Origin of the sequence: Mesorhizobium sp. M7A.F.Ca.US.011.01.1.1, from assembly GCF_003998295.1 — a bacterium.
Classification (GTDB): Bacteria; Pseudomonadota; Alphaproteobacteria; order Rhizobiales; family Rhizobiaceae; genus Mesorhizobium.
In genome coordinates this window covers 50,312-68,183 of record NZ_RZRT01000008.1, presented here as the reverse complement: position 1 = coordinate 68,183, position 17,872 = coordinate 50,312, and the positions used below count along the sequence as shown (strand labels likewise).

Sequence of the window (17,872 nt, the reverse complement as noted above, 5' to 3'; positions counted from 1 at the left end):
AGAAAAAATGATTCCCAATCTCAACATCGTGCCGTTCGTCAGCGTCGATCATATGATGAAGCTGGTGCTGAAGATCGGCGTCGAGCGCTTCCTCGTCGAACTCGCCGGCTACATCGAGGATGATTTCCGCCGCTGGGAGCTGTTCGACAAGACGCCGCGCGTCGCCTCGCACAGTGCCGAGGGCGTCATCGAGCTGATGCCGACCAGCGACGGCGAGGTCTATGGCTTCAAATATGTCAACGGCCACCCCAAGAACATGCGCGAGGGCCGCCAGACGGTGACCGCCTTTGGCATGCTCGCCGATGTCCACAATGGCTACCCGGTGCTGTTGTCGGAAATGACCATCCTGACCGCGCTGCGCACGGCGGCGATGTCAGCTCTTGCCGCCAAATACCTGGCGCCGACCGGCTCCAGCTGCATGGCGCTGATCGGCAATGGCGCCCAGGCCGAATTCCAGGCGGTGGCGTTCAAGGCGTTGCTCGGCGTCGACCGGCTGAGGCTTTACGACATCGACCGCACGGCCACCGAAAAATGCATCCGTAATCTCGCCGGTCTCGGTTTCGACATGGTCGCCTGCGGCACAGCGCAGGAGGCGGTCGAAGGGGCTGATATCATCACCACCGTCACCGCCGACAAGCAGTACGCCACCATCCTCACCGACAACATGGTCGGCTCCGGCGTCCACATCAACGCGGTCGGCGGCGACTGCCCGGGGAAAACCGAACTGCACCGCGATATCCTGCTGCGCTCCGATATCTTCGTCGAATATCCGCCGCAGACGCGCATCGAGGGCGAGATCCAGCAGCTTGCGCCGGATCATGAGGTGATCGAGCTGTGGCAGGTGATGTCGGGCGCCGTACAAGGCCGGCGCGATGCGACCCAGATCACGCTGTTCGATTCGGTCGGCTTCGCCATCGAGGACTTTTCGGCACTGCGCTATGTCAGGGATCAGCTGCGCTCGACCGGCCTCTACCAGGAACTCGACATGCTGGCCGACCCCGACGAGCCGCGCGACCTGTTTGGCATGCTGCTCAGAGCGGCCCAGCACGGTTGAGGGATAGTCGGGTTATTCAGCCAGCCGAACCCCACATCGCATCCGGCACCACCACCAGTTTGCCGACGAAATCCTTGGCGATGAAATCCGCCTGCGCATGGTGGAAATCGGAGAGCTTGTAGACGCCGCCGACCAGTGGCCGGATTTTCTTCGCTTCGATATATCCAACGATGCGGCGGAAATCGGCGCGCGTGCCCTGGCTCGAGCCATGCAGCTGCAACTGCTTGAGATACATCGTCCTGAGATCAAGCTGCACGACCGGGCCGGCAATCGCGCCGGCGGTGGTGTAGCGGCCCTCGGGCCGCAGGATGCGCAAGAGGTCGTTGAAGATGCCGCCGCCGACGAGGTCGGCGACAACGTCGATCGACTGGCCTCCGGTCGCCTCGGCCACCGCTTGCGGCAGGTCGGCTACACCACGCGTGATGACAGCCTCGGCGCCAATGTCGCGTACTGCCTGTTCCTTGCCCTTGCCGACGACGGCATAGGGAATGGCGCCGCGCGCCCGCGCCAACTGCACGATGCCGGAACCGACGCCGCCCGAGGCGCCGGTGACAAGCACGCGTTCACCGGCCTTGAGGGCGGCGCGCTCCAGCATCTGTTCACCGGTCAGGTAGGCGCAGCAGAAGGTGGCGAGTTCGATATCGCTCATGTCGGTGTCGATGACATGAGCGTTCTCGGCCGGCACCGCCTGGTATTCGGCGTAACCGCCATCGCGACCATGGCCCATATAGTCGATGTCGGCGAGCGAATCGTCGTCGCGATTGTAGATCGAGAAATCGACCATCACCCGTTTGCCGATACGGTCGGGCGACACACCTTCGCCGACAGCAGCGATGACACCGACAGTGTCGGTGCCCTGGATGCGCGGGAAGCTCAGCGTGTTGCCCTGGCGCCGCCAGGTCGACACGGCGGAAGCGTCCTCCTCCGTGCCATAGGCGCCCTTGCGCACCCAGACATCGGTGTTGTTCATGCCGCAAGCGCTGACCTTGACCAGCACTTCACCTGGCGCAGGCGCGGGCACTTTCACGTCGCTGCGGTAGACGAGCTTTTCCGGTCCGCCGTGCCCGGTAAGCAGCACGGCGGCCATGGTGGCGGGGACAGTTTTGGTCATGGCATTCATAGTCGCTCTCAGAGATCGGCAAACACGTTTTTCACCGCATCGGCTGTCTTCGACACGACGATGTCGGCTTCCTCGCGGGTCAGGCAGAGCGGCGGCGCAAAGCCCAGAATGTCGCCCTGCGGCATGGCGCGGCCGATGACCCCGCTTGCGGCAAGCGCCGTCGCCACCTGCGGCCCGATCTTGAGCGAAGCGTCGAAGAACACCCGGTCGTCCTTGTCGGCGACGAACTCGACCGCCGCCAGCATGCCGTCGCCGCGCACGTCACCGACATGTTTGTGACCGCCGACTGCCTTGGCCAGCTCGGCGCGGAAATAGGCGCCGATCTCCTTGGCATTTGTCACCAGGTCCATCTCGTCGATCAGTTCGAGATTGGCGACGCCGGCGGCAACACAGATCGGATGCGCCGAATAGGTCCAGCCATGGCCGAGCGAGCCGAGCTTGTCGGAGCCCTCAACCAGCACCTGCCACATCTTGTCGGCGACGATGACGCCCGACAGCGGCGCATAGGCCGAGGTCAGGCCCTTGGCGATGGTGATCAGGTCCGGCTTAATGCCGTAATGGTCGGAGCCGAACATGGTGCCCAGCCGGCCGAAGCCCGTCACCACTTCGTCGGCGACCAGCAGCACATCGTACTTCTTAAGCACCGCCTGGATCTTTTCCCAATAGAAGGCCGGCGGCGGCACGATGCCGCCGGTGCCTAGGATCGGCTCGCCGATGAAGGCCGCGACGGTTTCCGGGCCCTCGGCCAGGATCATCTCCTCGAGCTTGTCGGCACAATGCTGCGAAAATTGCTCCTCGCTCATCGAGCGGTCGGCGCGGCGGAAATAGTAGGGCGCCTCGGTGTGCAGGATCGGTGCGCGCGGCAGGTCGAAGGCGTTGTGGAACAGGTCGAGCCCGGTCAGCGAACCGGTCATCACGCCCGAGCCGTGATAGCCGCGCCAGCGCGAAATGATCTTCTTCTTCTCCGGCCGGCCGAGCACATTGTTGTAGTACCAGATCAGCTTGATGTTGGTTTCGTTGGCATCGGAACCCGAGAGGCCGAAATAGACCCTCGACATCCCTGCGGGCGCACGATCGATGATCATCTTGGCCAGCGTGATCGAGGCCTCGGTGCCGTGGCCGACATAGGCGTGGTAGTAGGCGAGGTTCTTCGCCTGGGCGGCGATGGCGTCTGCGATCTTCTGGCGGCCATAGCCGACATTGACGCAATAGAGGCCGGCAAAGGCGTCGAGGCTCTTCTTGCCGTTGTTGTCCCAGACGGTGACGCCTTCACCGCCGGCCATGATGCGCGTCGGGCTTTCGCCCCGCGCATGCGTGCCCATATGCGTCGAGGGATGGAAGAAGTGGTCGCGATCCCAGGCGGCGAGTTCGTTGGACTGGTCGAGCATTCTTTTGACTCCTGACAAAAGGGTGATTCCGGTGCAGCTTAAGCTACATCGAGGCAGAGATATTTGAGATCGGTGAAAGCCTCGAGTCCGTGGCGCGAGCCTTCGCGGCCGATGCCGGATTGTTTGACGCCGCCGAACGGGATCGGCGCGCCGGTGATCTTGACGCGGTTGATGGCGACCATGCCGTAGTCGAGGGCGCGGCCCATGCGTTGCTGCCGGCCACCATTCTCGGTCACGACATAGGCGACGAGGCCATATTCGGTGGCGTTGGCGCGGGCGATCACTTCGGCCTCGCTGTCGAACGGCGTCACGGCGGCCACCGGACCAAAAGTCTCCTCACGCATGATCAGCGCTTGGTCCCTGACATCGGCCAGCAGCGTCGGCTGGTAGAACAGCGGGCCAGCCAGGTGCCGCTTGCCGCCAGTGAGGCAGCGCGCGCCGTGAGCGATGGCATCGGCGACCTGTTCCTCGACCTTCTTGACGGCACGCTCGTGCATCAGCGGGCCGATGTCGGTGCTATCAGCAAGGCCATTGCCGGTCCGCAACGTCTCGATGCGCTTGGCGAAGGCGGCACAGAACCGATCGTAGATCGGACGCTGGACGTAAATGCGGTTGGCGGCGAGGCAGTCTTGGCCCGACGTGGCGAATTTGGCGTCGATGGCGATATCAACCGCTTTGTCCAGATCGGCATCGGCAAAGACGATCAGCGGCGCGTGGCCGCCTAGCTCCATCACCAGCCTTTTCATGGTCGGCGCACTTTGCGCGGCGATCAGCCTGCCGATCTCGGTCGAGCCGGTGAAACTCATGGCACGGACGCGCGGATCTTCGCACATCCGGCCGACGATGGTCGAAGCCTTGCCGGTGACGATGTTGAAGGCGCCTGCGGGCAGGCCGGCGCGCTCACCGAGTTCGGCCAGCGCCAGCGCCGACAGCGGTGTTTCCGAGGACGGATGCGCAACGATGGTGCAGCCGGCGGCAAGGGCTGCCGCAGCCTTGCGGGTCAGCATCGCCGACGGAAAGTTCCACGGCGTGACGATGCCGACGACACCGAGCGGCTCGCGCCGCACGATCATTTCGGCGTTCGGCAGATGGCTGGTGACGCTCTCGGCGTTCAGGCGTTTTGCTTCCTCGGCATACCATTCGATGAAAGAGGCGGCGTAGTCGATCTCGCCCAGCGATTCCTGCAGCGGCTTGCCCTGTTCCAGCGTCATCAGCAGAGCCAGATCATCCTTGGCGCCGATGATCAACTCGAACCATTTGCGCAGGATTTTCGAGCGCTCCTGCGGCAACAGCGACCGCCATGCCGGAAAGGAGCGTGCGGCGGCATCGATCGCCTTTGTCGTCTGCCGTGCATCTAGCGCGGCGACGAAAGCGACAGTCGTGCCGGTGGCCGGATCGGTGACCTCGAAGCTTTCAGCGGCTTCGCTTGCCGTCCAGTGGCCATCGACATAGGCGAGTTCACGCAGCAACCGGCGGTCGGTCAGGCGGTCGAGCGCTTCGTGGCGATGCGAGCGGGCGAAATGCGCGGACATGGTCAAAGCCTCCCGGTTCGGACTGATGCGGGAAGACTATCCGCCCGATGCAGATAGAGAGGCTGTTTGGATGCCTCGAAGGAGAGAGACTCTCTCTTTTGTCCCGCCCCGACAGATGATCTCTCCGGCCTTAAGCCGACGCCGGCAGCAGGTCGGCTATGGGCAGCGCGATCTCGTCCTTCACCGTCTTGGTGACGATGTAGGTGAAGTAGCGGTCGATGCCGATTTCCCGTTCGAGCAAGCCATCGACCAGCCGCTGATAGGCGTCGATGTCGCGCGCCATCACCTTCACCACATAGTCGACGCCGCCGCCGACAGACCAGCAGGCGACGATCTCGGGAACATCGCGGATGACGCGCTCGAAGCGGTCGAAATCGGCCTGGCGGTGGTTTGCCAGCGTCACCTCCATCAGCACGGTGGCAACGGGTGCGACGACGCGCATGGCGATCCTGGCGTGATAGCCCGAGACGATGCCGGCCTTCTCCAGCTTGCGCAGCCGCATCCAGCACGGCGTCGGCGACAGGCCGACCTGCTCGGCCAGCGCCAACTTGGTGATGCGTCCGTCGCGCTGGATGGCGTCGAGGATTTTCAGGTCGATCGGGTCGAGTTTCGCTGATGTCATCAGAGCTCACTTTTCGTCCGAGTACCATGACGGCGCATTATTTCGATTGTCAATTGCACTGATTTCGATCTCTAATAAGTCATGACATTGTGGCAACCCGATCCCGCGCTCATCCGGCGCCCGGCCTATCAATCGCTGGCCGACCAGTTCGCGCGCGCCATACATGACGGGCGCCTCGCCAATGGCGCGCGGCTGCCGACCCATCGCAGGCTGGCCGACGACCTCAAGCTTTCGGTGCAGACGGTCAGCCGCGCCTATGAGGAACTGATCCGGCGTGGCCTGATTTCGGGCGAGATCGGCCGCGGCAGCTTCGTCCAGACGCAGCGCCGCGAGCCGGAGCCGCCCTATTTGCCGGAGCGGCTCGGCGAAGTCATCGACCTGTCGATCCTGAAACCGGTTTGTGAGCCGATGCATCTGGAGCGGCTGAAACAGGCACTGGGCTGGCTGGCCGAGAACCTGCCGTCGAGTTCAGCACTTTCGTTCCGGCCCAACATGGTGTTTCCGCGCCACCGGGCCGTCGCCGTCGAATGGCTGAAACTGTGCGGCCTCGATGCATCCCCGCAGAACGTCAGCCTGACCAACGGCGCCACCGCCGGCATGACTGTGGCGCTGATGAGCGTCGCTCCGCCGGGCTCGACGGTCGCCACCGAAGCGATCGGCCACCATACGCTGGTGCCGTTGGCACGCTATCTCGGCTTCAACCTGGAAGGCCTGCCGATCGACGACAACGGCCTGATCCCGGAAGCGCTGGACGAAGCCTGCCGGCTTTCCGACATCCGCGCGGTCTTCGTGCAGCCCTCGGTGATAAACCCGACGGCGACTCTGATGGATGCGGCGCGGCGCGAGCAGATCGCGGCGGTCGCGCGCAAGCACGACATCGCCATCATCGAGAACGATGTGCTCGGCCCCCTGGTCGAAGACCGGCCGCCGCCGGTTGCCGCGTTCGCGCCGGAGCGCACGCTCTACGTCACCTCCTTCACCAAGATCACCGTGCCCGGGCTGCGCATCGGCTATCTCGTCGCACCCGACCGCTATGTCGCCGCCGTCGCCAACCGGCATCTGGTTTCGAACTGGATGGCGACGCCGCTGGTGGCCGAGATCGCCACCAAATGGGTGACCGACGGCACGGCGATGGAGCTTGTCCACTGGCAGCGCGCGGCTTTGCGGCGCCGGCAGGATATCGCAGCGCAAGTGCTGGCGGGGGGCGGCTATCGCGCCCGGCGAGACGGGCTGCATGTCTGGCTGCAACTGCCGGCCGACCGGGCCGAGGAAAGCTTTGTCGCCCAGGCTCGCCTGCAGGGTGTGGCGATTGCACCCGGAACATCCTTCCGTATTTCGGGCGCGCCGTGGCATCCGGCGGTGCGTATCTCGCTGGGTTCGACCACCGAGGGGGAACTGCGCGCCGGCCTCGGCGTTGTCACCAAGCTGCTGCTTGGCGATCCGGAACACCTGCTGCTCGCTATCTAGGCTGGGGTGCTCGGAAATTGTGCGGAATCAGAAATAATTGTCATGATATTATTTTCTCAATTGACATGATTTGGCGCGTTCCGCATCGTTAAGAGCATAGACCTCTCCAGGACGGGGAACTGCAGTGCCCACGCCCATCATCAAGATCGACGCCATTTCAAAAAGCTTCGGCACTTTCAAAGTGCTGGACGGTCTGTCGATGCAGGTCATGCCTGGCGAAAAGCTGGCACTGATCGGCCCGTCGGGCTCGGGCAAGACGACAATCCTGCGCATCCTGATGACGCTTGAGCGCATCGATGGCGGTCATATCCAGATCGACGGCGAGCAACTCTACCACATGGAGCGCAACGGACAGTTGCTGTCCGCTGATGAGCGGCATCTGACAAGGATGCGCCAGAAGATCGGCATGGTCTTCCAGCTGTTCAATCTGTTCCCGCACAAATGCGTCATGGACAATGTCACATTGGCGCCGATGCTGACCAAGGGCACGCCGCGTGCCGCCGCCGAAAAGCGGGCGATGGAACTGCTCGAAATGGTCGGCATGGCCGACAAGGCCAAGAGCATGCCGGCGCAGTTGTCCGGTGGCCAGAAGCAGCGCGTGGCGATCGCCCGGGCGCTGGCGCTGTCGCCAAAGATCATGCTGTTCGACGAGGTGACGTCGGCGCTCGATCCGGAGCTGGTCGAGGAGGTGATGAACGTCATGCGCAAGCTTGCCGCCGAGACCGACATGACCATGCTGCTGGTCACCCACGAGATGGGTTTCGCCCACGATTTCGCCGACCGGGTGCTGTTCTTCGATCGTGGCAGGATCGTCGAGGAAGGCAAGCCGGACGAGATTTTCCGCAATCCCAAGCAGGAGCGCACGCAAGGCTTCCTGAAGAAGATCATCGCGGCCGGACATCGCGTCTGACCGCAATGCCCAGGGCGACGAAGTCGTCCCGAGGTGGCGAGGGCCGCCTCGCAACAAAGCAAGACAAGAAACAAGGAGTTGGGAACAATGAAAAAACTTGGCATTCTGGCCGGCGTTGCCGGTCTTGCACTGACGGCGGTGCTGGCCGCCTCGAGCGTGGGGTCAGCCGACGACAGCAAGCTCGAACAGCTCAAGGCGCAAGGTTTCGCCCGCCTCGCCATCGCCAACGAGCCGCCCTATACGGCGGTCGCCGCCGACGGCAAGGTTTCGGGTGCCGCGCCTGATGTGGCCCGCGAGATATTCAAGCGGCTCGGCGTCGCCGACGTCGCCGCTTCGATCTCCGAATATGGCGCCATGATCCCCGGCCTGCAGGCCGGTCGCTTCGATGTCGTCACCGCCGGCCTGTTCATGAAGCCGGAACGCTGCGCCGCCGTCGTCTATTCCGAGCCGGTGCTTTGCGATGCCGAGGCGATGTTGGTGAAGAAGGGCAATCCGAAGGGCTTCAAGAGCTATGAGGATGTCGCCAAGGATACGACTGCGACCATCGGTGCGCCGGGCGGCGGCACCGAGGAGAAGCTCGCGCTCAATGCCGGCGTGCCACGCGATCGCGTCATCGTCGTGCCGGATGGCCAGAGCGGCGTGAAGATGCTCCAGGATGGCCGCATCGACGCTTATTCGCTGCCCGTTCTGTCGATCAATGATCTGGTCAAGAAGGCCAACGATCCGAACCTCGAAGTCATCGCTCCGGTGCAGGGCGCACCGGTCTATTGCGACGGCGCCGCCTTCAAGAAGGGCGACGAGGCACTGCGCGACGCCTTCGACGTAGAACTGGCCAAGATGAAGAAATCGGGCGAGTTCGCCAAGATCATCGAGCCCTACGGCTTCTCGGCCGCAGCCGCGATGTCGACCAGCCGCGACAAGCTCTGCGCGGCGAAGTAGGCGCCTTTTGCCCTTCTCCCCGTTTACGGGGAGAAGGTGTCACGAAGTGACGGATGAGGGGCGGCGCCAAGTTCTGAGAGTCTAGTGCCGCCCCTCATCTGCCTGCCCGTCCTCCGCAGCAGCTGCGCTGCAGCTACGGAGGGTGGACCGGCATCTTCTCCCCGTAAACGGGGAGAAGGAGCTAAACCCAACGTTGGAACGTAAATGACCCAGTGGTCCGGCTATTTCGGTCTGATATTGCAGGGAGCGCTTGTCACCATCGAGCTGACGCTGATGGGGTCGGTGCTTGCGCTGTTCATGGCCTTCCTCGCCGGAATGGGGCGGCTGTCGCGTTTCTTCGTGCTGCGCGCGCTGGCCACCGCCTATATCGAATTTTTCCGCGGCACCTCGATCTTCGTGCAACTGTTCTGGGCCTATTTCGTGCTGCCCTTCATCGGCATTTCGCTGACCCCGTTGCAGGCCGGCGTGCTGGCGCTCGGCCTCAATGTCGGCGCCTACGCCGCCGAAGTCGTGCGCGGCGCCATCCAGTCGATCGGCCGCGAACAGTATGAGGCCTGCACAGCGCTCAATCTCGGCCGCTGGCAAGGCATGCGTCACATCATCCTGCCGCAGGCGCTGCTGGTGATGCTGCCCACTTTCGGCAACAACGCCATCGAATTGCTCAAGGCGACCGCCGTGGTGTCGCTGATCTCGCTCACCGACCTGACCTTCCAGGCGCAGGTGGTGCGCGCCCAGACCGGCAACACCCTGGTGCCGTTCACCACCATCCTGATCATCTATTTCATCCTCGCCCTGCTCATCTCGTGGGGCGTGCGCTCGCTGGAACGACGCATGGCGCGCGGCCTCGATGGGGTGCGTGCCTGATGGCCAATTCCCTTCTGACAAATTGGGCTTGCTGATGGAGTGGGATTGGAACTTCGTCTGGGAAATCATGCCGACGCTGATCCAGGGGGTGAAGATCACCATCCTGGCGACGCTGCTCGGCTCGGTGCTGGCGGCGATCGTCGGGCTTGGCATTGCGCTTGCGCGCCGCTCGCCCAACAAAGCGCTGTCGCGCACGGTCGGCTGGGCGGCTGAATTCATCCGTGGCACGCCGCTGCTGGTGCAGCTCTATTTCATCTTCTACGTGCTGCCCGACATCGGCATCCTGCTGCCGCCGCTGGTCGCGGGTGTCATCGGGCTCGGGCTGCATTACGGCACCTACACGGCCGAGGTCTATCGTGCCGGCATCGACAATGTGCCGCGCGGCCAATGGGAGGCCGCCAAGGCGTGCAATTTGAGCGCCAGGCAGACCTGGACCCACATCATCATTCCGCAGGCCATCCCGCCGATGATTCCGGCGCTCGCCAATTACTTCATCGCCATGTTCAAGGAAACGCCGCTGCTGTCGGCGATCACCGTCCTGGAATTGATGAACCAGGCCAAAAGCGTCGCCAACACCTACTATCGCTATATCGAGCCGATCACCCTGGTCGGTGCTTTCTTCCTGGTCATCAGTCTATTTTCGGTCGTGCTGCTGCGCTGGCTGGAACGCCGCTACGGCAAGATCGAGAGGTAGCCGATGAAACCCTTGCCCGAGATCAGGGTCTACCCAAAACGGCCGGCGCTTGATGCACGCCCGCTCGACATGCGCATCGGCCTGATCATCCTGGCCACTGACCACACCAGCGAACCGGATTTCCGCCGCATGGTGGCGAGCGAGCGGGTCGGCGTCTATGTCGCGCGCATTCCCTATGCCAACCCGACGACGCCTGAAAACCTGCGCAAGATGCAGCCGGCGCTGACGGCGGGCGCGGCCCTGATCCTGCCGGACGAGAAGCTCGACGCCATCTGCTACTCCTGCACCTCGGCCTCGGTAGTGATCGGCGATACCGAGATCGAGGCGGCGATCCAGGCCGCAAAGCCCGGTGTGCCAGTCGTCACGCCGCCGATGGCGGGCGTGCGCGGGCTGCGTGCGCTGGGCGCAAGCAAGATCAGCATCCTTACCCCTTACACGGTCGAGACATCTAGGCCGATGGCGGCATATTTCGCCGCGCGGGGTTTCGACATCGCCAGCTTCACCTGCCTCGGCTTCGAGGACGATCGTGAGATGGCGCGCATCGCCCCGGCAACGCTTGTCGACCTGGCGCGTGAGGCGACCGACGCGAGCGCCGATGCGCTGTTCGTCTCCTGCACGGCGCTGCGTAGCGCCCTCGCGGTCACCGGCATGGAAAATTCTATTGGACGCCCCGTGGTGACCAGCAACCAGGCGACCGCCTGGAACTGCCTGAGATTGTGCGGGGATGAGGCGCCGCATCCTGAGTTCGGGCGGCTGATGACGTTGCCGTTGGTTCAGTAAGATTATGTCCAGTGTGAGCGAGCATCCCCCTCTGGCCTGCCGGCCATCTCCCCCTCAAGGGGGGAGATTGGCAGTTCATGCGTCACCGCTCTTCCTGCAACATCGACAATTGGCGAAAGTGTTGCAGCCGCTAATCTCCCCCCTTGAGGGGGAGATGGCCGGCAGGCCAGAGGGGGTCGCCCCATGACGCGCGCCATCGCCCTAGCGGACATCCGTACCGCCCGTGAGCGTATCGCCAACAAGATCGAGCGCACGCCAACAGTTTTGTCCCATAGCCTTTCGGAATGCTGCGGCGTGTCGGTTCACCTCAAGCTCGAACACCGGCAGACCACCGGCAGCTTCAAGCTGCGCGGCGCCTCGAACGCCGTCGCCTCGCTCAGCGCCGAACAGAAGGCGCGGGGCGTGGTCGCGGCCTCGACCGGCAATCACGGCCGCGCGCTGGCGCATGCGGCGAAGCTTGAAGGCATGCGCGCGGTGATCTGCATGTCGAAGCTGGTGCCGGGCAACAAGCTCGACGAGATCCGCCGGCTTGGCGCGGAGGTCCGCATTATCGGCGACAGCCAGGACGATGCCCAGCAGGAGGCCGATCGGCTGGTGGCGCAAGAGGGGCTGGTCATGCTGCCGCCCTTCGACCATCCCGACATTATCGCCGGGCAAGGCACGCTCGGGCTGGAGATGATCGAACAGGTCCCGGATGCCGCCCTCGTTCTGGTCCAGCTCTCCGGCGGCGGGCTCGCCTCAGGCGTTGCCGCGGCGATCAAAGGCGTCAGCCCCCGGACAAAAGTCATCGGTGTCTCGATGGCGCGTGGCGCGGCGATGAAGGCCAGCCTCGATGCGGGCCAGCCGGTGCTGGTGGAAGAATTGCCGACGCTTGCGGATTCGCTCGGCGGCGGCATCGGCCTCGACAACCGGCTGACCTTCGCCATGTGCCGCGACCTGCTCGACGATGTCATCCTGCTCAGTGAAGACGAGATCGCCGCCGGTATCCGCCACGCCTATGCGCAGGAGCGCGAGATCGTCGAGGGCGCCGGCGCGGTCGGTATCGCCGCGCTGCTCTCCGGCAAGGTCAGGTCGGACGGGCCAGTGGCTGTTCTGCTGTCCGGCCGCAATATCGATATGAACGCGCACCGCAGGATCGTCTGCGGCGAGGCGCCATCGCCCGGGGAGCGCGCCGCATGAGCCGGATGACCATCCTAACCGAGCAAGAATTGCGGGCGATCGTGACGCTTGATCTCGATGCCGTCGCCTGCATTGAAAACGCTTTCCGCGCGCTCGCTACCCTGCCGGTGGCGATGCCGCCGATCCTGCGGCTCGACATTCCCGAGCATCGCGGCGAGGTCGACGTGAAGACCGCCTATGTGCCTGGCATTGACGGTTTCGCCATCAAGATCAGCCCCGGCTTCTTCGACAATCCGAAGCTCGGCCTGCCCAGCGTCAACGGCATGATGGTGCTGCTGTCAGCCAAGACCGGCCTGGTTGAAGCGCTGCTGCTCGACAATGGCTATCTCACCGACGTCCGCACGGCCGCTGCTGGCGCCGTCGCGGCCAAACATCTGTCGCGGCAGGACTCGTCCGTTGCCGCGATCTTCGGCGCCGGCGTCCAGGCCGGATTGCAATTGGAAGCCCTCATGCTGGTGCGGCCGATTGCCGAGGCGCGCATCTGGGCGCGCGATGCGGCAAAGGCCGAGGCGACCGCCGGAGCCCTGCGCGAAAAGCTCGGTATCGCCGTGCGTGCCGAGCCCGACGCGGCAAACGCGGTTGTCGGCGCCGACATCATCGTCACCACCACGCCTTCGACCGAGCCGCTGATCAAGGCAGGGTTCGTTTCCGCCGGCCAGCACATCACCGCGATGGGCTCCGATGCCGAGCACAAGAACGAGATCGCGCCGGCAATCCTGCGCATGGCCGATCTCTATGTCGCCGACAGCGCCCGCCAGACGCGGCGGCTGGGTGAGCTGCACCATGCCATCGCGGCGGGTGTGATGGCTGGAGATGCGGAGGTGACCGAACTCGGCCAGATCATCGCCGGCGAAAAACATGGCCGGCGCTCGGCCAGCGACATCACCATCGTCGACCTCACCGGCACTGGCGTCCAGGACACGGCGATCGCCACGCTCGCTCGAGATCGCGCGCGGGTGGTGAAGGCGGGAACCATTTTCGAAAGCTGATGCTGGCCAAAGCGTGATCCGGAAAAGTGGGAACCGGTTTTCTCGGACAAACGGTTCCGTTTTGTCCAAAGATCACGCTCAAACAAGAACGACGAGTTGGATTCAAAGCTGATACCGGCCGCAAGGCCCAACAAACGAGGACCAAGAACAATGCAACCGAACCTGAAGTTCTCGCGCGGCGAATTTGCGGATCGTCTCGCCAAAACGCGCAAAGCCATGGAGGTGAAGGGCGTCGATCTTCTTGTTATCAGCGATCCTTCCAACATGGCCTGGCTGACCGGCTACGACGGCTGGTCGTTCTATGTGCATCAGGCCGTCATCGTGCCGCCATCGGGCGAACCGGTCTGGTACGGGCGCGGCCAGGACGCCAACGGCGCCAAGCGCACCGCCTATCTCGCGCACGACAATATCGTCGGCTACGCCGACCACTATGTGCAGTCGACCGAGCGCCACCCGATGGATTTTTTGGCCAGCGTGCTTGCGGATCGCGGCTGGGGCAAGCTGACAGTCGGCGTCGAAATGGACAATTACTGGTTCTCGGCGGCCGCCTTTGCGTCGCTGCAGAAGCATTTGCCCAATGCCCGCTTTGTCGATGCCACCGCGCTGGTCAACTGGCAGCGTGCGGTGAAGAGCCCGACCGAGATCGACTATATGCGCAAGGCGGCCCGCATCGTCGAAGCGATGCACCAGCGCATCTTCGACAAGATCGAGGTCGGCATGCGCAAATGCGATCTCGTTGCCGAAATCTATGATGCCGGCACGCGCGGCGTTGACGGTATCGGCGGTGATTATCCGGCGATCGTGCCGCTGCTGCCGTCGGGTGCCGATGCCTCGGCGCCGCATCTGACCTGGGATGACAGACCGATGAAGCGGGGCGAGGGCACCTTCTTCGAGATTGCCGGCTGCTACAACCGCTATCACTGCCCGCTGTCACGCACCGTCTTCCTCGGCAAGCCGACGCAGGAATTCCTTGATGCCGAGAAGGCGACGCTGGAAGGCATGGAAGCGGGGCTGGCCGCGGCGAAACCCGGCAACGCCTGCGAGGACATTGCCAACGCCTTCTTCGGTGTCCTCAAGCGATACGGCATCATCAAGGACAACCGCACCGGCTATTCGATCGGGCTGTCCTATCCGCCGGACTGGGGCGAGCGCACGATGAGCCTGCGTCCCGGCGACCGCACCGAACTCAAGCCCGGCATGACCTTCCATTTCATGACCGGCCTGTGGCTGGAAACGATGGGACTGGAGATCACCGAGTCCATCCTGATCACCGAAACCGGTGTAGAGTGCCTGGCCAATGTGCCGCGTAAGCTGGCGGTGAAGGATTGAGCCCGATGTCCAGCACCCGCCCGTCGCCGATCGCGCCGACCGTCGATTTCGACCGCGACGGCATCCAGCACGGTTTCCTGCGCTTGCCCTACAGCCGCGACGATTCCGCGTGGGGCTCGGTGATGATCCCGATCTGCGTCATCCGCAACGGCAACGGGCCGGCAGCGCTGCTGACCGGGGGCAACCATGGCGATGAGTATGAGGGACCGCTGGCCCTTTACGATCTCGCCAGGACCCTCGATCCCAAGCAAGTCAGCGGCACGGTGATCATCGTGCCGGCAATGAACTATCCGGCCTTCCGTGCCGGCACGCGCACCTCGCCGATCGACAAGGGCAACATGAACCGCAGCTTTCCCGGCCGGCCGGACGGAACCGTGACCGAAAAGATCGCCGACTATTTCCAGCGTGAGCTGCTCCCCCGCGCCGACATCGTGTTCGACTTCCATTCGGGCGGCAAGACGCTGGACTTCGTGCCGTTCTGCGCCGCGCATACTTTGCCCGACAAGGCGCTGGAGCAGAAAGCTTTCGACGCGGTCGCGGCCTTCGCCGCCCCGTTCTCGATGCGCATGATCGAGATCGACGCCGTCGGCATGTATGACACGGCAGCCGAGGAGATGGGCAAGGTCTTCGTCAGCACCGAGCTTGGCGGCGGCGGCACGTCGCGCGCGCAAACCGTGCGGATCGCGCGGCGCGGCATTCTCAACGTGCTGCGCCACGCCGGCATTGTCGCCGGTGCGGTGGAGAAGACCTCAACCCAGTGGCTCGACATGCCGTCGGGCGATTGCTTCTCCTTCGCCGAAGACGACGGCATGATCGAAACCATGGTCGATCTCGGCGAACCGGTCGAGAAGGACGCGGTGCTGGCGCGCATCCATTCCACCGGCCGCACCGGCATCGCCCCGCAGGAAATCCGGGCAAAAATGTCGGGCCTGCTGGCGGCGCGGCATTTCCCCGGGCTGGTCAAGGCCGGCGACTGCGCGGCGGTGGTGGCTGTGCACGTCTGAGCGATTCCGCCGAGGCTTGCTCCACCCCGTTCGCGTCCATCGTCACTTGCTCTTGGTCCGTTGCGGAGCCTTCGGCGCGGCGGAAAGAAGCAGCATGGCGAGCGGAGTCGACATTGCAGGAGGATGTCACTATATAGCGGCGGCTTCGACCCGCGCGCCCGAGGGCAGCACCTCGAAGCAACTGTGAATGTGTAGTGTGTTGCGCCATCTATTGTGACGGAAATCGGCTCGGAAACCGGAAAAAAGCAAATAGAAACAGTGGCGCAGCGCTGGGTGTGACCCAGCCAACGGTACCGACCCCTCCAGAATCAGAAAATGCTCTTGACCCCTCGATTTCCTATGGCTCTGTGGACCTTGGACGGCATTGGCTTGCCGGCTGGTCGCGACTCGGCTGGAATGGGGACATGCATCCTTTGCGGGATGTCGACGTTTATGATTACCAACCGGCTTTGCCGCCAGGGAACAGCAGTATGAGTGAACACGCCATCGAATTCTTGCGGGGATGGATCGGCGAAAAGGTCCATTGCCAGTCCTCCCAGGCAAGGATCGACAAGCAGGCCGAAACCCTGGCCAAGGAGTGCGCTGCCGAGGCGGCCGAGGTCGGCATTCCGCTGGAGGATATCCAGGAAGAAGTCGGCGATATCCAGGAACTTATCGCATCCCGGCTTGAGGAAGCGGCCGAGGCCGAGGAAAGCCAGCAGGCCCCCAGAAAAGCCGCGGAATGATCACCTAGAGAAGTTCACCGTTTCACGGAAACAGTGAACTTCTCTAACTCTTTGTTTTTACGCAATCCCTGACGAAAAACCGTTTCACACTTCCTGGAATTGCTCTAGCGGCGACGTTGTTTCAGCGCGGGCTTCTGGCCTGCGTTTTTTGTCTTCAGCCAAACTTCTCCTTCAGCCACGTCTTCGGCAGCGCCGGCACGAAATTGCCGTCGCGCCCGGTCATGTCGTCATTGGCGACCAGCGCGTTGAGGATTGCTTCCTCCACGATCTGGATCACCGCATCGAAAAACGGATCGATATCGGTGTCCGGAATAAAATTGGCGCTGGCGATGCGGCCGGAGGGCGCCAGCGCCGCGCTCGCATTGGCGGTTGAGAAGGCGATAAAAATGTCGCCTGAGCTGTGATAGCCGAAGCCGCCGGTCATGGCGACGCCGAGCGGCACCCGGCGGGCCAGCCGCTTCATCTGATGCGGCAGGAACGGTGCGTCGGTGGCGACGACGGCAATGATCGAGCCCTTTTCAGCACGCGGTGTGCCTTCGCGGACCGCCGGTTCGACGAGTTCCGGCCCGACGCGCAGGCCGCGAATGGTGATATTGCGCCGTTTTCCAAAATTAGACTGCACGAAGGCGCCGACGGTGTAGGCACGGCCGTGCCATTCGACGATGCGCGATGCCGTGCCGGAGCCGGCCTTGAAGCCGAAGGTGATCATGCCGGTGCCGCCGCCGACGCTGCCTTCCTCGATCGCTCCGCCGGCGGCGCCGTCGAGGGCCTGCGCAACATGCGCTGACGTCAAATGGTGACCGTTGATGTCGTTGAGGAAGCCGTCATAGGTCTCCGCCGCCACCGGCAGCCCCCAGCCGCTGTCGAGCGCTGCCGGCAGCACGCTTTGCATCCAGCGCAGCGTGCCGTCGCGTGAAACACCGCAGGAATGCGTGTTGGTGATGGTGATCGGGAAGTTGAAAGCGCCGGTTTCCTCGACGATGTGCGAGCCGGTCAATTCGCCGTTTCCGTTCTGGCTGAAGATGCCGGCGAAGACCGGGGTGGCGAGATCCGCCAGCGGTCTGGGCAGGATCGCGGTCACGCCGGTGCGCACCGGTCCCTCGCCCACGACAAGCGCGCCATCGCCCGAAATCAGCGTCGCATAACCGACCGCGACGCCGGGCACATCGGTGATCGAGTTAAACGGTCCGGGCCGCCCGTCGAAGCCGATGCCGAAATTCCGCGCGCGCGGTTTGCCTGAGGGCGTTGTCAGATGATGCGGATTATCGGTCATGGT

Annotated in this window: 17 protein-coding genes; 12 read left to right on the top strand and 5 right to left on the bottom strand. The window is 63.6% G+C overall.

The window, feature by feature from the left end; all coding sequences use genetic code 11:
• Positions 1 to 7 precede the first annotated feature (7 nt).
• Positions 8 to 1,054: an ornithine cyclodeaminase gene (locus EOA13_RS11930; protein WP_127292815.1), complete on the top strand. Its 1,047-nt coding sequence runs from the start codon at positions 8 to 10 to the stop codon at positions 1,052 to 1,054.
• 16 nt (positions 1,055 to 1,070) lie between these two features.
• Here the strand turns inward: EOA13_RS11930 and EOA13_RS11925 are convergent, their stop codons facing one another.
• The 4 genes from EOA13_RS11925 to EOA13_RS11910 form a co-directional block, all read right to left on the bottom strand.
• Positions 1,071 to 2,174, bottom strand: coding sequence for an alcohol dehydrogenase family protein (locus EOA13_RS11925; protein ID WP_127292813.1), 1,104 nt, complete (start codon positions 2,172 to 2,174; stop codon positions 1,071 to 1,073).
• Between the two features lie 8 nt (positions 2,175 to 2,182).
• The gene (locus EOA13_RS11920) at positions 2,183 to 3,562 is read right to left on the bottom strand and encodes an aspartate aminotransferase family protein (RefSeq protein WP_127292810.1); all 1,380 of its coding nucleotides are present in this window, start codon (positions 3,560 to 3,562) and stop codon (positions 2,183 to 2,185) included.
• 38 nt (positions 3,563 to 3,600) lie between these two features.
• Positions 3,601 to 5,094, bottom strand: a complete 1,494-nt coding sequence (locus EOA13_RS11915) for an NAD-dependent succinate-semialdehyde dehydrogenase (protein ID WP_127292807.1) — start codon at positions 5,092 to 5,094, stop codon at positions 3,601 to 3,603.
• Positions 5,095 to 5,224: 130 nt separating this feature from the next.
• Positions 5,225 to 5,716 carry an Lrp/AsnC family transcriptional regulator gene (locus EOA13_RS11910; protein ID WP_023809051.1) on the bottom strand — a complete coding sequence of 164 codons (492 nt, stop codon included), beginning with the start codon at positions 5,714 to 5,716 and terminating at the stop codon, positions 5,225 to 5,227.
• 81 nt (positions 5,717 to 5,797) lie between these two features.
• Here EOA13_RS11910 and EOA13_RS11905 point away from each other — a divergent pair, with 81 nt between their 5' ends.
• From EOA13_RS11905 to EOA13_RS11850, 11 genes are all read left to right on the top strand, one after another.
• A complete protein-coding gene (locus EOA13_RS11905; protein ID WP_127292804.1) occupies positions 5,798 to 7,183 on the top strand; it encodes a PLP-dependent aminotransferase family protein in 1,386 nt (461 codons plus the stop codon).
• A 124-nt stretch (positions 7,184 to 7,307) separates the two neighbouring features.
• On the top strand, positions 7,308 to 8,093 hold the full coding sequence (gene ehuA / locus EOA13_RS11900; RefSeq protein ID WP_127292802.1) for an ectoine/hydroxyectoine ABC transporter ATP-binding protein EhuA: 786 nt from the start codon (positions 7,308 to 7,310) through the stop codon (positions 8,091 to 8,093).
• Positions 8,094 to 8,180: 87 nt separating this feature from the next.
• Entirely contained in the window at positions 8,181 to 9,032 is an 852-nt protein-coding gene (ehuB, locus tag EOA13_RS11895; RefSeq protein WP_127292799.1) for an ectoine/hydroxyectoine ABC transporter substrate-binding protein EhuB, read from the top strand.
• Positions 9,033 to 9,236: 204 nt separating this feature from the next.
• Positions 9,237 to 9,896, top strand: coding sequence for an ectoine/hydroxyectoine ABC transporter permease subunit EhuC (gene ehuC, locus EOA13_RS11890; RefSeq protein ID WP_127292796.1), 660 nt, complete (start codon positions 9,237 to 9,239; stop codon positions 9,894 to 9,896).
• Between the two features lie 34 nt (positions 9,897 to 9,930).
• Positions 9,931 to 10,590, top strand: coding sequence for an ectoine/hydroxyectoine ABC transporter permease subunit EhuD (gene ehuD / locus EOA13_RS11885; protein ID WP_127254759.1), 660 nt, complete (start codon positions 9,931 to 9,933; stop codon positions 10,588 to 10,590).
• A gap of 3 nt (positions 10,591 to 10,593) precedes the next feature.
• Entirely contained in the window at positions 10,594 to 11,370 is a 777-nt protein-coding gene (gene eutA, locus EOA13_RS11880; protein ID WP_127292793.1) for an ectoine utilization protein EutA, read from the top strand.
• 183 nt (positions 11,371 to 11,553) lie between these two features.
• Positions 11,554 to 12,549, top strand: coding sequence for a hydroxyectoine utilization dehydratase EutB (gene eutB, locus EOA13_RS11870; protein WP_127292790.1), 996 nt, complete (start codon positions 11,554 to 11,556; stop codon positions 12,547 to 12,549).
• On the top strand, positions 12,546 to 13,538 hold the full coding sequence (eutC, locus tag EOA13_RS11865) for an ectoine utilization protein EutC (RefSeq protein WP_127292787.1): 993 nt from the start codon (positions 12,546 to 12,548) through the stop codon (positions 13,536 to 13,538). The genes eutB and eutC overlap by 4 nt, the downstream gene beginning before the upstream one ends.
• 150 nt (positions 13,539 to 13,688) lie before the next feature.
• Positions 13,689 to 14,867: an ectoine hydrolase DoeA gene (gene doeA, locus EOA13_RS11860; RefSeq protein WP_023809042.1), complete on the top strand. Its 1,179-nt coding sequence runs from the start codon at positions 13,689 to 13,691 to the stop codon at positions 14,865 to 14,867.
• Between the two features lie 5 nt (positions 14,868 to 14,872).
• Positions 14,873 to 15,871, top strand: coding sequence for a N(2)-acetyl-L-2,4-diaminobutanoate deacetylase DoeB (doeB, locus tag EOA13_RS11855; protein WP_127292785.1), 999 nt, complete (start codon positions 14,873 to 14,875; stop codon positions 15,869 to 15,871).
• Positions 15,872 to 16,275: 404 nt separating this feature from the next.
• Positions 16,276 to 16,596, top strand: coding sequence for a hypothetical protein (locus EOA13_RS11850; protein ID WP_245478279.1), 321 nt, complete (start codon positions 16,276 to 16,278; stop codon positions 16,594 to 16,596).
• A gap of 154 nt (positions 16,597 to 16,750) precedes the next feature.
• Here EOA13_RS11850 and EOA13_RS11845 read toward each other — a convergent pair whose 3' ends face one another.
• Positions 16,751 to 17,869, bottom strand: a complete 1,119-nt coding sequence (locus EOA13_RS11845; RefSeq protein WP_127292782.1) for a P1 family peptidase — start codon at positions 17,867 to 17,869, stop codon at positions 16,751 to 16,753.
• Positions 17,870 to 17,872 lie beyond the last annotated feature (3 nt).

What these genes read in the sequence shown, in the direction of transcription:
- EOA13_RS11930 (WP_127292815.1), top strand. Translation starts at nt 8, where the DNA reads ATGATTCCCAATCTCAACATCGTGCCGTTCGTCAGCGTCGATCATATG.
- EOA13_RS11925 (WP_127292813.1), bottom strand. Translation starts at nt 2,174, where the DNA reads ATGAATGCCATGACCAAAACTGTCCCCGCCACCATGGCCGCCGTGCTG.
- EOA13_RS11920 (WP_127292810.1), bottom strand. Translation starts at nt 3,562, where the DNA reads ATGCTCGACCAGTCCAACGAACTCGCCGCCTGGGATCGCGACCACTTC.
- EOA13_RS11915 (WP_127292807.1), bottom strand. Translation starts at nt 5,094, where the DNA reads ATGTCCGCGCATTTCGCCCGCTCGCATCGCCACGAAGCGCTCGACCGC.
- EOA13_RS11910 (WP_023809051.1), bottom strand. Translation starts at nt 5,716, where the DNA reads ATGACATCAGCGAAACTCGACCCGATCGACCTGAAAATCCTCGACGCC.
- EOA13_RS11905 (WP_127292804.1), top strand. Translation starts at nt 5,798, where the DNA reads ATGACATTGTGGCAACCCGATCCCGCGCTCATCCGGCGCCCGGCCTAT.
- ehuB (WP_127292799.1), top strand. Translation starts at nt 8,181, where the DNA reads ATGAAAAAACTTGGCATTCTGGCCGGCGTTGCCGGTCTTGCACTGACG.
- ehuC (WP_127292796.1), top strand. Translation starts at nt 9,237, where the DNA reads ATGACCCAGTGGTCCGGCTATTTCGGTCTGATATTGCAGGGAGCGCTT.
- ehuD (WP_127254759.1), top strand. Translation starts at nt 9,931, where the DNA reads ATGGAGTGGGATTGGAACTTCGTCTGGGAAATCATGCCGACGCTGATC.
- eutA (WP_127292793.1), top strand. Translation starts at nt 10,594, where the DNA reads ATGAAACCCTTGCCCGAGATCAGGGTCTACCCAAAACGGCCGGCGCTT.
- eutB (WP_127292790.1), top strand. Translation starts at nt 11,554, where the DNA reads ATGACGCGCGCCATCGCCCTAGCGGACATCCGTACCGCCCGTGAGCGT.
- eutC (WP_127292787.1), top strand. Translation starts at nt 12,546, where the DNA reads ATGAGCCGGATGACCATCCTAACCGAGCAAGAATTGCGGGCGATCGTG.
- doeA (WP_023809042.1), top strand. Translation starts at nt 13,689, where the DNA reads ATGCAACCGAACCTGAAGTTCTCGCGCGGCGAATTTGCGGATCGTCTC.
- doeB (WP_127292785.1), top strand. Translation starts at nt 14,873, where the DNA reads ATGTCCAGCACCCGCCCGTCGCCGATCGCGCCGACCGTCGATTTCGAC.
- EOA13_RS11850 (WP_245478279.1), top strand. Translation starts at nt 16,276, where the DNA reads ATGCATCCTTTGCGGGATGTCGACGTTTATGATTACCAACCGGCTTTG.
- EOA13_RS11845 (WP_127292782.1), bottom strand. Translation starts at nt 17,869, where the DNA reads ATGACCGATAATCCGCATCATCTGACAACGCCCTCAGGCAAACCGCGC.